Source organism: Hyphomonas neptunium ATCC 15444 (assembly GCF_000013025.1).
GTDB classification, from domain to species: domain Bacteria; phylum Pseudomonadota; class Alphaproteobacteria; order Caulobacterales; family Hyphomonadaceae; genus Hyphomonas; species Hyphomonas neptunia.
This window is the reverse complement of record NC_008358.1, coordinates 2,293,316-2,306,418: the sequence shown is the minus strand read 5'-3', so window position 1 is coordinate 2,306,418 and position 13,103 is coordinate 2,293,316. Positions and strand designations below refer to the sequence as shown.

At 61.6% G+C, this 13,103-nt stretch carries 12 protein-coding genes; 8 read left to right on the top strand and 4 right to left on the bottom strand.

Features of this window, described 5'->3' with window-relative positions:
• The first annotated feature begins 86 nt into the window (after positions 1 to 86).
• Together HNE_RS10915 and HNE_RS10910 are read left to right on the top strand one after the other, a co-directional pair.
• Positions 87 to 1,766: an FAD-dependent oxidoreductase gene (locus HNE_RS10915; protein ID WP_011647202.1), complete on the top strand. Its 1,680-nt coding sequence runs from the start codon at positions 87 to 89 to the stop codon at positions 1,764 to 1,766.
• 30 nt (positions 1,767 to 1,796) lie between these two features.
• Positions 1,797 to 3,092, top strand: coding sequence for a cytochrome P450 (locus HNE_RS10910; protein WP_011647201.1), 1,296 nt, complete (start codon positions 1,797 to 1,799; stop codon positions 3,090 to 3,092).
• 27 nt (positions 3,093 to 3,119) lie between these two features.
• On the opposite strand, the gene HNE_RS10905 is transcribed toward HNE_RS10910, so the two are convergent.
• Positions 3,120 to 3,887 carry a GntR family transcriptional regulator gene (locus HNE_RS10905; protein WP_011647200.1) on the bottom strand — a complete coding sequence of 256 codons (768 nt, stop codon included), beginning with the start codon at positions 3,885 to 3,887 and terminating at the stop codon, positions 3,120 to 3,122.
• 345 nt (positions 3,888 to 4,232) lie between these two features.
• Here HNE_RS10905 and HNE_RS10900 point away from each other — a divergent pair, with 345 nt between their 5' ends.
• From HNE_RS10900 to HNE_RS10890, 3 genes are all read left to right on the top strand, one after another.
• On the top strand, positions 4,233 to 5,057 hold the full coding sequence (locus HNE_RS10900; protein WP_011647199.1) for an SDR family oxidoreductase: 825 nt from the start codon (positions 4,233 to 4,235) through the stop codon (positions 5,055 to 5,057).
• A 57-nt stretch (positions 5,058 to 5,114) separates the two neighbouring features.
• Entirely contained in the window at positions 5,115 to 6,155 is a 1,041-nt protein-coding gene (locus tag HNE_RS10895; RefSeq protein ID WP_011647198.1) for an aldo/keto reductase, read from the top strand.
• A gap of 308 nt (positions 6,156 to 6,463) precedes the next feature.
• On the top strand, positions 6,464 to 6,847 hold the full coding sequence (locus HNE_RS10890) for a hypothetical protein (protein WP_049755115.1): 384 nt from the start codon (positions 6,464 to 6,466) through the stop codon (positions 6,845 to 6,847).
• 45 nt (positions 6,848 to 6,892) lie between these two features.
• Here HNE_RS10890 and HNE_RS10885 read toward each other — a convergent pair whose 3' ends face one another.
• From HNE_RS10885 to HNE_RS10875, 3 genes are read right to left on the bottom strand one after another with little or no spacing between them, the layout of a single operon-like run.
• Positions 6,893 to 9,022 (bottom strand): xanthine dehydrogenase family protein molybdopterin-binding subunit, encoded by a 2,130-nt coding sequence (locus HNE_RS10885; protein ID WP_011647196.1) that lies wholly within the window; start codon positions 9,020 to 9,022, stop codon positions 6,893 to 6,895.
• 59 nt (positions 9,023 to 9,081) lie between these two features.
• Positions 9,082 to 9,768, bottom strand: coding sequence for a hypothetical protein (locus HNE_RS10880; protein ID WP_035592192.1), 687 nt, complete (start codon positions 9,766 to 9,768; stop codon positions 9,082 to 9,084).
• 13 nt (positions 9,769 to 9,781) lie between these two features.
• Positions 9,782 to 10,240: a (2Fe-2S)-binding protein gene (locus tag HNE_RS10875; protein ID WP_011647194.1), complete on the bottom strand. Its 459-nt coding sequence runs from the start codon at positions 10,238 to 10,240 to the stop codon at positions 9,782 to 9,784.
• A 609-nt stretch (positions 10,241 to 10,849) separates the two neighbouring features.
• On the opposite strand from HNE_RS10875, the gene HNE_RS10870 reads away from it, so the two are divergent.
• The 3 genes from HNE_RS10870 to HNE_RS10860 all read left to right on the top strand — a co-directional run bounded on the left by HNE_RS10870 (position 10,850) and on the right by HNE_RS10860 (position 13,083).
• Positions 10,850 to 11,773 (top strand): AraC family transcriptional regulator, encoded by a 924-nt coding sequence (locus HNE_RS10870; RefSeq protein ID WP_011647193.1) that lies wholly within the window; start codon positions 10,850 to 10,852, stop codon positions 11,771 to 11,773.
• A gap of 137 nt (positions 11,774 to 11,910) precedes the next feature.
• The gene (locus HNE_RS10865; protein WP_011647192.1) at positions 11,911 to 12,384 is read left to right on the top strand and encodes a DUF2147 domain-containing protein; all 474 of its coding nucleotides are present in this window, start codon (positions 11,911 to 11,913) and stop codon (positions 12,382 to 12,384) included.
• A gap of 6 nt (positions 12,385 to 12,390) precedes the next feature.
• Positions 12,391 to 13,083, top strand: a complete 693-nt coding sequence (locus tag HNE_RS10860) for a YkgJ family cysteine cluster protein (RefSeq protein WP_049755114.1) — start codon at positions 12,391 to 12,393, stop codon at positions 13,081 to 13,083.
• Positions 13,084 to 13,103 lie beyond the last annotated feature (20 nt).

The window sequence follows — 13,103 nt, the reverse complement described above, 5'->3', positions numbered from 1 at the left end:
CCGCGACTATCGCGTTGACAAATGCATGCATTATGACTTCTTTGCGCGAGTTTTCAGGCAGATGCGCGTAAAAGAGGGGCCGGCTCATGAACACAATCGAAACGCCAGTGCTGATCATGGGAGGTGGGCCTGCCGGCCTGGCGCTCGCGGTGGATCTCGGATGGCGCGGCGTTCCCTGCGTTCTGATTGAGCAGGAGGGACCGGAAGCCCGGCGAAACCATCCCCGGATGGATAATGTCGGCATCCGCTCCATGGAGTTTGCGCGCCGCTGGGGCATCGTCAAACAGGTCGAGCAGGCAGGCTTTCCGCGCGATTTGCCACTGAGCATCGCCTATACGACCGGCATCCTCGGCCCCGAGCTTGCCCGCGATATCGGCCCGACCCTGCAGGAAGCGCCTGTGCCGCCGTTCAGCCCGCAGAAGCATGAACTCTGCCCACAGAACTTTTTCGATCCGGTTATGCAGGAAGCGGCCCAATCCTATCGGGGAAATCGCCTATATTATCACCACAAACTGACAGCATTTCAGGATGAAGGGCACCAGGTTCTGGCGACGGTCGAGCCAACCGATGGCGGAACGCCGCTTCTTGTCAGGGCGCAATATCTGATGGCGTGCGACGGCGCAGGGAGTTCTGTCGCGGCCGCCCTTGGGCAATCGCCCGTCATGGACCGACTTCTCAGCTGTAGCACGAACATCTTTATACGGAGCCCCGAGCTGACCGCGCGGACGGGAGGCTCGCGCGCCTATCGCTACATCCTTGTGGGCGTCGACGGCGTGTGGGGAAGTTTTGTCAACATTGATGGACGGGATGTGTGGCGGCTTCAGTTGCTGGGCAGTGACACCTGGCCAGCCTGGAGCGACGACGATATTCATGCATTCGTCCGCAGGGGGCTTGGCGGCGAGGTGGCGTATGAACTTCTTTCCTGGGTTCCCTGGGCACGGCGGGAGCGCGTTGCGGATCGGTTCAGGGTTGGCCGTTGCTTCCTGGTGGGCGACTCGGCGCATCAGATGTCCCCCACTGGCGGCTACGGCATGAACACGGGCATAGCGGAAGCTGTGGATCTTTCCTGGAAAATTGCGGCGGTCCTTGATGGCTGGGGTGGGCCTGCCTTGCTTGACAGTTACGAAGCCGAACGCCGGCCGGTTGCCGCCCGCAATGTGAAGCAGGGGTCGGAAAACCTCTCAGCGATGCGCAGCGCGCCGTCTGAGCCGCGTTTGCTGGAGCCGGGGGAGGTGGGCAATATCGCCCGTGCCAAGGTCGGCCAATGGGTGCGCGCCGCAATGCAGAGAGAATGGCGCTCATACGGAATTCATCTGGGGGCGATCTATCGCGGATCTCCGATAACGGCTGCCGAGGAAGCAGACTGTCCCGAACAGGATGTCGCTCAGTTCGCGCAGCGTGCGTGTGTAGGCGGCCGCGCGCCGCATATCTGGCTGGCAGAGGGGCAGTCGACGCTGGACCTGTTCGGGCGGGGCTTTGTGCTTCTCGATTTCAGTGGTCATTCTGCGGAACCAGTGGCGCCCCTGATTAAGGCGGCAGAAATAGCAGGGGTGCCGCTGGCCTATCAGGCGATCACCAATGACGAGGCCGCACGGCTTTTTGAAACATCTTATGTGCTGGTACGTCCGGACGGCCACATCGCCTGGCGGAGTGATGCGCCGCCTGAAAATCCTGGGAAGCTGATTGACCGCGTGCGGGGCGTTGCATCGGGGGCCACTGGGGACCGCCCCGTTCATCTGGAAACGGCAAAAACCACTACGACTTAATCCCGGTTAGAAAAAAAGGAACGGATCGTCATGGATCACTCACACGAAGCAAGCGGCCCGGATCTTCCTGACTGGGTCAGTCAGCGGCTGGTTTCGCCCAAGGCTTATGCCACTGACCAGATTGATGAGGCCTATCGCTGGGCGCGGACAAACAACCCGCTGGGCGTTGCGCGGGCCGAGGGGTATGATCCATTCTGGGTGCTGACAAAGCATGATGACATTCTCACGGTAAGTCGCAACAATAGCCTGTTTCACAGCGCAGACCGGGCAACGACCCTTTTGAATCAGGCCGCGATCGAGCGGACAACCCGGATCACGGGCGGATCCCCGAATCTAGTGCGCTCGCTCGTTCAGATGGACGCGCCGGATCACATGAAGTACCGCACACTGACGCAAGGCTGGTTCATGCCTGCAAATCTCAGAAAGCGCGAGGAAGAAGTTGGCCAGATCGCAGATGCGGCCGTCGCGTCGTTTCTGAAACAGAATGGCCGCTGCGACTTTGTGCGGGATGTCGCGCTGAACTATCCGCTTCATGTTGTGATGAACATTCTGGGTGTGCCACCGGAAGATTTCCCGCGCATGCTGCGCCTGACGCAGGAACTGTTCGGCAGTCAGGATCCTGATACGGCCCGCCAGCTGGACGCTTTGTCTGCGGAGCAGTTTGGCGCGATGATCCAGGCGGTGGTTCAGGACTTTGCCGTCTACTTCAATGCGATCAGCGAAGACCGGCGGCGTGACCCGAAGGATGATCTGGCTACGATCATTGCCAATGCCACGATTGACGGCCGCCCGATTGGCCCGATGGAGGCGACCAGCTACTATATTATCGTCGCAACCGCCGGGCATGATACGACCTCTTCGGCAACATCCATGGCGATGTGGGCACTGGCAACGCAGGCGGGGCTGCTTCAGCGTCTGCAGGCACAGCCGGAAAGCATCCCGGGCTTTGTGGAAGAAGCCATCCGCTGGGCAACGCCGGTCAAGACCTTCATGCGGTCTGCGACGAAAGACACAGAGCTGCGCGGGCGCAGGATTGCAAAGGGGGATTGGCTGATGCTGTGCTACGCCTCGGGGAACCGGGATGAAGAGGTCTTCTCGGATCCGTATACCTTCGATATCGACCGCAAACCAAACCGGCAGCTGGCCTTCGGCAATGGGGCGCATGTGTGCATCGGTCAGCATCTTGCGCGGCTGGAAATGCGTGTGCTTTTCGAAAAGCTCATTCCCGCGCTGAAGTCTGTGTCGCTGGATGGGGATATAAAGTTTGTCGAGAGCTATTTCGTCAGCGGCCCCAAGACGCTGCCGATCAGGTTTGAGGTTATGTGAAGGGGCTGCAGCGGGGCGTGTCTGACATCAGTTCTTTGATCTGGCAGCTGCCTTCGCGCGGCTGCGCCTTGTCCGCCGGGTTGCGGGCCCGGCAGAGCCCTGGGCGGAGGCTTCGGCCTGTTCGCGTTGAAGGGCCACTCTCACATTCGCGCCGGAACTGTCGATATGCTCGCGGATCAGGTATTCTGCGCGCATGGGCTGGCCCGCCTTGAGAGCGTCGACCACCGCAACATGCTGTTCGTGTGCGCGCTTCATGGCGCTGAATCCGGCGCGCAGGTTCCGTGTCAGGAACATGATGGCGCCGGGGGCGGCTGCGGGGTAGCGCGACACGGCCTCATAGGCCGGTTCAATCGCCGGGCAGTGCGCCGCATCGAGCAGCGCCGTGTGGAAGCGCCCGTTCATGGCGCTCCAGCGTTTGACCGTGTGCTCGTCGAGTTTGGTATTGCTGATCAACGCTTCGCCTTCTGCCAGGCAGGCATCAAATTCGGCCGCTGCTTCAGCCGACAGGCCTCTCTGCGCGGCAAGCCGGCAGGCAAGGCCCTCAAGCGCGCCGCGAACCTCGTAAGCGGAGAGGACTTCTTCGGGGGTGAACGTTCTCAGGCGAAACCCTTTGTTGGGGGTGCCACTCACCAGGCCTTCGGTTTCGAGGATGCTCAGAGCCCAGCGGACGGGCGTGCGGGAGACATCCAGGGTTCTGGCAACGCCAACTTCAGAAATCCGCTCACCCGGTTCGAACTGACCGCTCATGATCATGTCCCGCAGATGAAGGGTAACTTTTTCAACGACGGTTGACATTTCAGGCCTCAAGACTGGTTTTGCGCCGACTTTGCGAGCACTGCCGGATGGCATTTTAGAGGAATAGCCGGTTCTTCAGGGGATGCAAAGCAAGGCCGGGGCCAGCCGGAGAGACCGGGCGGCTGTCTCAGGCTTTCCGGTCTGCGGGAATGGGCAAGTTTTCTGCGAATTCGGGCATGGAGGCCGGGCGCTGGCCGGGGCATCTTCCCATCTGTCAGAGCAGGTTGAGCAGGCTTCCGAGTGCTTGAGCGCGCTCTCTCTGCATCCTTTCATCAGGGATCAGATCACTTTTTTTTGGATGTGCCTTTCAGGCCGCTTTTCGTGCAACATAAGGAGTCCTCCGCAATGGAAAAAACAACCCGCCGCTCAGTTCTGGCCCTTGCCGCCGCGGCCCCGGCCGCGCTGGCGGGCGCTGCTGGCGCGCAGACGGCGCCGCCCCGTCCCGGCAATGGCCGCGCCGCGCTTGTCACAGGGTCTTCCCGGGGCATTGGCGCCGCAACGGCCAAGCGCCTGGCGCAGGATGGCTTTGCCGTAACGGTCAACTATCTCACCAACCGGGATCTGGCCGCGCAGGTTGTGCGCGACATCGAAGCGGCGGGGGGGCGGGCGATTTTCCGCCAGGGCGATGTCGCCGACCCGGAAGCGGTCAAGGCGCTGTTCGATGCCAATGAGGAAGCGTTTGGCGGTGTAGATGTGGTTATCAGCAATGCCGCCATCATGAACACGGCGCCATTTGCGCAGTTCACGGATGAAGCGTTCGACCGGATGATCGCTACCAACATCAAAGGCAGCTTCAATGTTCTGCGTGAGGCAGCGCGGCGCACGCGGGATGGCGGGCGCATTGTCACGCTCGCGTCAACCTCGATCAAGGCAATGCGGGCGACACATGGCGGATATGCCGCCACCAAGGCAGCCCAGCAGATTTATGCCGGCTGCCTGTCGAAGGAACTCTCTGGCCGCCGCATCTCGGTCAACGCCCTGGCCCCCGGGCCAACCAATACAGACCTGCTCGATGTGCCCCCGCCACTGCGCGCGCAGGCCGCGCAGATGACCCCTTACGGACGGATTGGTGAGCCAGAAGACATCGCCAATGCGATTGCCGCCCTGTGTTCGGGGGATGGGGAGTGGATCAATGGCCAGGTCGTGTTTGCCAATGGCGGCTTCCTTTAAGGCCGGGTCTGGCAAAGGCCGGGAATTCTGCAGAGTGTCCGTAACAGGAGAAAACCGATGAAATATAAAACCCTTGGAAATACCGGCCTCTTTGTCTCCGAGATATGCTTGGGAACCATGACGTTTGGTGGCAAAGGGCATTGGGCAAACATGGGCAACCTCCAGCAGGAGGACGCACAGAAACTGATTGCCCGCGCCCTGGAGCATGGCGTCAACTTCATCGACACGGCCGATATCTATTCGGCCGGGGCCTCAGAGGAGATGGTGGGCCAGTCGCTCAGGAATCTGGGCGTCCGGCGTGAGGATGTGGTAATTGCCACCAAGGTCTGCGGGCCTATGGGGGCAGGCCCCAATGATGCGGGCAATTCGCGGGGACATATTCTCGACAGCGTCAAGGCCAGCCTGAAACGGCTTCAGCTGGATCACATTGATCTCTACCAACTCCACAATATCGACACCGTCACGCCGGTCGAGGAGAGCCTTGCAGCGCTCGATACGCTCGTGCAGCAGGGGCTCGTCAGATATATTGGCGTTTCCAACTGGTCTGCCTGGCAGATGGCGCGGGCGCTTGGCCATAGTGAGCGCCTGAAGCTCTCGCGATTTGCAACCACGCAGAATTATTACTCCCTGGTTGGCCGGGATATTGAGCGGGAGATTCTCCCCTTTGTGCAGGCTGAGAAGATGGGGCTTCTGGTCTGGAGCCCGCTGGCGGGCGGATTGCTGGGCGGAAAATATGGGCGTGACCGGCAGGGCGAAGAAGGCAGCCGCCGGGCGCATTTCGACTTTCCTCCGGTCGACCGGGGCCAGGCCTGGAATGTGATTGATGTGCTCGACGAGATCGCGGAAGAGAAAGGCGTATCGGTGGCCAAGGTCGCGCTTGCGGCGCTTCTGCATCAGCCGCAGGTCACGAGTGTTATCGTTGGCGCCAAGCGGGTGTCGCAGCTGGACGATTCTCTGGGCGCGACGGACGTCAGTCTCAGCCCGGACGAGATCGCCCGGCTGAATGCGGTCAGCGCGCTTCCGCCTGCCTATCCGGCCTGGATGCAACGTGTACGGAAAGTTCCGCACCGGCCGGCGTCAGCGCCGACTTCAGACTAAGATCAGATTGATCGCGTTACGGTGTCTGACCGAATTTTCCTGAGCCCTGACGCCTGCACGAAGCCTGAAGGGCTATGTGACGTGCCCCCGTTCCCCGACGCTTTAACCCCGGTGTGAGCGGCCAGCCTCTTTGTCAGCCTCGCCTGGCTGCCAGGCCATTGCGGCGCGGTGAGCAGGCCATCACACGGCCGAACGCGGCTGTGAAGCAGAAATCAGATCTTTTAGAGGGCGGGCTCCGTGTTCCCACGATAGTCCGCTGGCCCAACAGGGTGCCTGCCGGATCAACCAGCGATCAGGTCATGATAACAATGGACTGGTATCCGACCTTGTTGTCGGTAGCTGGCGGCGCGCCCGATGCCCGCTTTCCTTCCGACGGCATGGACCTTACAGATCAGCTTCTGGGCGGCGGGGCGAAAGAACGGACGCTTTTCTGGCGACACATGCACCTTGATCAGGAAGCCTGCCGACATGGTGACTACAAATACCTGAAAATCCTGGATAACACCTTCCTCTTTAACATCGTTGAAGATCCACGTGAGCGGGCTAACCTGAAGGCTCGCCTGCCTGACCTGTTCACCCTTCTTCAAGACAAGTACCAAGCCTGGAATGCGAGTGTCCTCCCGGTTGATCCGAGCGCGGTCAGCCGGGTTCTTCCCGGGTTTGTATTGGCGGAGCATTTCGGCGTTCGCTGAAACGCCCCTGTCAGACGCCCAATCATCGCCGTCTCGGGCGTCTGCTTAGCTGTCGCGAGCCGGAAATGGCAGGCTCCGTGTCGGTTTTCCTGTCAGTGCAAGAATGGCGTTGGCAACCGCGGGAGCGATCGGCGGAACGCCGGGTTCCCCCATGCCTGTTGGACGGTTCGTCGACGGAATAATATGCGTTTCGACGGCCGGCATATCGTTCATCCGAACCACCGGATAGGCATCGAAGTTTAACTCCTGAACATACCCGTCCTTAAGTGTGACCGCGCCATAGAGGGCAGCCGACAGGCCAAATGCAATCCCGCCTTCCATCTGGGCGGCGATCTGATTGGGGGAAATGGCTATCCCGCAATCGACGACGGCAACTACGCGGCGCACCCGTGGCCGGCCTTCGGCGATCTGAACTTCCACGATCTGACCAACCACGGTTCCGAACGCCTCGTGGATGGCAATCCCTCTGGCCCATCCGGCGTCGATCGGCTGGCCCCAGTCGCCCTGGCGGATCAGCATGTCCAGGACCGCGAGATGCCGTTCTGCGTTTGCCTGCTGATACAGATAACGCCGATAGTCGGCGGGATCCCGGCCGGCGCGTTGCGCGAGCTGATCTACGATATGTTCCATCGCCATGCCGGTGTGGGAATGACCGACCGAACGCCAGAAGGACACCGGAACCGGAAACCGGGGGGAGAAGACCTTGCCGTCGATGACGGACGCGGTTGAAAAATAGGGTGAGTGCGCAATCCCCTCGAAGGACTGATGATTTTCACCCACCGGGACCAGCGCCTGGGAGACAACATGGTGGCGCCACTTCGCCGGATATCCGTCCGGGGCGATCTCAACCCAGGCCCGGTGATGGACCATCGGGCGATAATAGCCCGATGCCATCTCGTCCTCGCGCGACCATATGAGTTTGACGGGACGGGCCTTTGCGCGCTTGGCAATGCGCACGCATTCAACAACATAGTCTGAGGACATAAGTCCCCGCCGTCCGAATGACCCGCCTGACTGTATGACTTCAATGTCGACATTGGCCGGAAATGTCAGCGCAGCCCTTGCCGCCTGAACCTGATCGACGATCGGAAGGTGTGAGCCGGACGTTATGGTCACGGATCCGCCGTCGACCCGGGCGACGCAATCCATCGTTTCCATAGGGGCATGGGCGAGAAAGGGGAAATCGATCATAAACTCGATCGCATCCGTCCCGAATTCCGCCGCCGTGTCGCCCCGCGCCTCCAGAATGTCGGGGCGCAGGCTGGTGCGTCCGGATCCAATCTCGTGATATTCACGCACAAGATCCGGTGTGGAGCGGGTTTCCGCTTCCTCATCGTCCCATTCGATTCTCAGCGCATCCCGCCCCCGGCGGGCTGAGACCGTATTCTCAGCCAGCACGGCAACGCCAGTCTCAATTGCAAAGACGTCAACGACCCCCTTGACCTGAAGGGCATCGGAGGCGTCAAAACGGGCCAGTGTTCCACCGAAGCGGGGGCTGTGCGCGACCATCGCGACAAGAAGATCCGGATGCTGAATATCCTGCGTATAGATATGCGCGCCGGTTGTCTTCGGACCACAGTCCTTACGCCGGACACGGTCTGTCCCGATCAACCGGTAGGCGTCGGGTTGTTTGAGTATCGGTGTCCGGGGCGGCGTCTCAGCTGCGGCGGCGGCGAGCAGCTCGGCAAAGGGCGCGCTGCGCCCGGATTGAGCGTCGGACACAATCCCGTCCCGGACCTGGATGAAATTCTGTGGCGTAGTCCAGAGCCGGGCTGCAGCGCTCACGAACATGGCGCGGGCGGCGGCGCCGGCATTCCGCATGGCGTCCCAGTTTGATGCCACCGATCGGGAGCCTGCCGTCCCCTGTGCGCCGTACGCCCGGAAATTGCTGTCCGCGTCAATCACGCGGACACGGTCCCAGTCCGCGTCGAGTTCTTCGGCCACCATCGCGGCCAGGCCAGCATGAATACCCTGACCCATCTCCTGTTGTTTGTTGACGACGGTCACCCAGCCATCGGGAGCCATCCGGATGAACGGGCCGAACGCACTGTCCTCGGGATTTGGGTCCCCTCCCAGGACGGCCCCGGCAATCTGCATCGGGTGGGTAACGCCATAGCCGACGATCAGAGCGCCTCCGACGAGGCTGCCGCCCAGGATCATCCGGCGGCGCGTCATAAGGAACCGTTTCTTAGCGGGAGTATCGGTCACGAGCTGTCCTTTGTTGGCAGGCCGGATCATTCCGGACAGAGAGCGCCTGTGGCGATCCAGGCTTCGATAAGGGAACCGAACGCGTCCTGGGACCCCGGCGCCGGCGTTCTGCCGCCACCCGGGTGCCAGGCCCAGCCCACGAGGCTATCTTCCCTCATGTGATGGAGGAGTTCGTCCCGTGCCATGCCGCCGCGCTCGGGGTCCTGGATTTGGCGACAGATTTCACCCAGCGTCAGCCCCTGCCACCCCATGTTGAGTGGAGCCAGCCGCCAGCCGGGATTCCCCGGCACGCCGGAAGGCTCAAAGTTATCGGCATTATGACAGCTTGCGCAGCGCAGGGTCGGTCCGCCCCCGCCATCCTGACCGGCGGCCACCCACGGCAGGTGCGGCCGCATGGCATCGGTCTGGGTAGGGCGATCTGTGCGCGGATGACAGTTCATGCATCGGGGATGCCGGATCACGCGACCCGCCTCTTCGAAAAGAGCGACAGAGCGTATTGAGGGATCCAGAATGGCCTCGAATTCATTCGCCGCGCGCAAGGGCGCGTTGTCTGAGGTCGCGACAGGAACGTCCAGAGCTTCTGACTCGGGTAAGGCATCGGGCCGCGTCAGCATCAGGAAGACGGCGATCGAGACGAAGACGATACACGTCAGGAGGGCGCGCCAGTGAGACCGGACGCGGCGTCCAAAAGCAGGGAGCGAGAGCCAGGCCATAACAAACGAATACCTAAGGCAGGGACTGCGCCGCATCGCGGATGGCTGCGCGAATGCGATTATATGTACCGCACCGGCAGATATTGCCGCTCATCGATGTATCGATATCGCGATCGTCCGGGGCCGGGTTCGCACGCAGCAGTGCAACCGCGCTCATGATTTGACCTGACTGGCAGAAGCCGCATTGGGGGACGTCATGTCTGACCCATGCATCCTGAACCGCTCTGGTTTCCGCCCCGGACATGCCTTCGATCGTGGTAATCTCTGACTCGGCCACGGCGATCAGCGGCAGGGAACACGACCGCGTCGGCTGTCCGTCAACATGTACTGTACATGCGCCACACTGGCCGACGCCGCAGCCGTATTTTGTGCCGGTCATCTTTAATGTATCGCGCAGCACCCAAAGAAGGGGCGTCTGAGCCTCATCCTCGACGAGATGGACCTGGCCATTGACCGACAGGGAATAGGGCATGGAGGGTGTCCCGGAAAATATCTATGCCTCAGTGTACTGATCAGCGGTTCGGGCGCGAAGGCACGATCCTCCAAAGAATCTGCCTGATCCTGCGGGGCGGCAAACATGGCGGCGACGGAGCAGGCGCATCCATCACGGATTTGCGGTATCTGCGTTGGAAACTGTCAGTTAGATCGCAAGTATCCTGGGCCCGGTGAGCCGGGACGCAGGCGCCGGGAGCCTATCGGATAAAAGTGACGAATTCCCCGGGTGCGGCGCTCTTCTCTGTCCGTCGCGCCGGTGCCAGTCGGTACCGGCGTAAACTCCGTGCACATATTACTCGGATCCGCCCGTGGCCGCAGGCCCCGCGAGGCACCCGCCACGGGCGGTGTTGCGTCCCGCTGAATACGCGGGAAGCTTAATTTTCAGTTTTTCTCTCTTGATATCGGAGCAGGTTCCGGCATTTAGAGAGGGCACGTCTCGCTTGGTTGGCACCAGGAAAGCTAGATGGAGCGCTCAATGACCAAAATGCCCGAAACTGCGAAAAACTTGCCTGATACTGCAGGTGCCGATAAGGTGGATATAGGAGGCCGTGTTTTGCACTGGCCGCGTAATCCGCCGGAGACCCGTGTGTCGTCGTCGCTACTTGCTGCAGTCAATGCCTGGATCGAGACACAGGGCGGGGGCGAGGGCCTGTTTCCGACGCAGATAGAGTCCGTCCACATCGTGCGTTCGTTCGAGGCCCGTATGCCGATGCGGCAGGTGTACCGCCCGTCTCTGTGCATCGCGCTGCAGGGCGCGAAGGAAATCCTGTTCGGCGACGATGTCTTCAGGTACGGCGCCATGGAATGCCTCGCTGTCGGACTGGATCTGCCTGCGAGTGGACGCGTCGTCGAGGCCAGTTCGGATGTCCCTTACATTGGTATAACCCTCGACCTCGACATGGCGATCCTGCGCGACGTGTTGGGATACCTCGAGACGCTCCCCGTGCCAGCGTCCGGATCCGGCCCCTGCCTGTTTGTCGCGACGGCGGACCAGACGCTCGCCGACTGCCTGCAGCGCCTGATCCGGCTGTTGCAGACGCCGGAGGCTATCCCGATCCTTTATCCCGCGATCATGCGCGAGATCTGCTACTGGCTGCTGACAAGCCCGAATGGCGGCGAGTTGCGGAATCTGGCGCTGCCCGAAACCAACAGCGACCGGGTGGCCCGCGTGATCCACTTACTGCATGCCAACTTCGCCCAGACCCTCCGGGTAGAGCAGTTGGCCGAGACGGCCCGCATGAGTGCGTCCTCCTTTCATCATCACTTCAAAGCGCTGACGTCGATGACGCCGCTTCAGTATCAGAAGCAGTTAAGATTGCTTGAGGCCCGGCGGGTGATGGTGACCGAAGCGGCCAGTGTTGCGGAGGCCGCCTATCAGGTGGGCTATGAAAGCCCGTCTCAGTTCAGCCGCGAATATTCCCGAATGTTCGGTGTCGCGCCCAAGCAGGACGTTCTGAATCTGCAACGTCAGTATAAGGTCTATGCCGACCGGAAGGTCCAAACGGCTTAGCTTGGGGTCGCAGGACGGCTGTTCATGTGAAGGTGTCCTGCCGGTCCGCAGCATCGGGCAGAAAACTTCCAGCATCCGGCATTCATCCGGGCGCAGAGGCCGCGTAGCGTCCGCCTGAAAGTCAGGAAAGATGCATCATGACCCTATTGAAGTCCCTCACCGTCGCAGCGATCGCAACCCTTGCGGCTCTGTCCGTTCCCATCACGGGCTCGGCCCTGGCTCAGGATGTCGCTGCCGACGATATTATCGGCGTCTGGGAAACAGGGGATGGCCAACTCAAGTTTGAGATGTTCGACGCTGGCGAAACCTATTCGGCGCGCATCCTGTATGGCGCCCGGCTGCTCGAGGCGGATGGCAGGACTTATAAGAAAGACACACGCAACCCCGACCCTGCGCTGCAATCGCGGTCACTTGAAGGGATTGTCTTTATTTCCGGTCTTGCATGGAATGAGGACGATCTACGCTGGGAAGACGGGAGCCTGTATCAGGCCGCATCTGGCCGGACCGCGTCGGCGCGGGTTGAGCTGGATGCTGAGACTATGAACCTTCGCGCCTATAGGGGGCAGCCCATGCTCGGGCGAACGATAACACTTCACCGGGTCGCGCCCTGAGGCGCGATGATGCCCACGGGTGTTATTCCGGAGATCCGGCAGGAGATCGCGTTGATCGGGCAACAGACCCGTGATCTTGCTACGCGATACGAACAGGTTTTTGTAAATCTCAGGCAGGCGCTTCAGGCGGCGCTGGCGCAAGCCGCCGGGGCCGCCCAGCGGGCACGCATCGCCATGACGATTGCCGACGCTGCCGCGTCCGCAATTTCAGAGAATTTTCCGAACCAGCCGCTTCGCGCGTGCGCGGCAGGATGTGGCGCGTGCTGCCATCTCTATGTGATGGTGCCGCCGGGTGTCGCGGAGGCGGTTGCCGCGCATGTTCTCAGGCGCCTCGATGCAAAAGGGCTGGCGGGGTTGAGGCTGGATCTGGAGCGCGCGGCGGCGGCCGCCGGTGCCCTGACGGATCCCTCGCGCCTGAAACACCGATGCCCGCTGCTAGGCGACGACAATCTGTGCACGGTTTACGATGCGCGTCCCCCCGCGTGCCGCGCCTTCACCTCACACTCTGCCGCTGCCTGCCGGTCGCTCGCCTTCGATCCGGAGGGGCCGGTCACAGCCATCCCTCAGTCTGCGTCGCATTTCCGCGTATATCAGGAAGCGACTGGCGCGCTCCAGCGGGCGGCGCGGGCTGGCGGCCAGCCGTCTGCGCAGACTGGCCTGGCGGCTGCGCTGCTGGTGGCCCTCCCGGAGCAGGCATAAGGCGGGGCCCTGCAGGATCA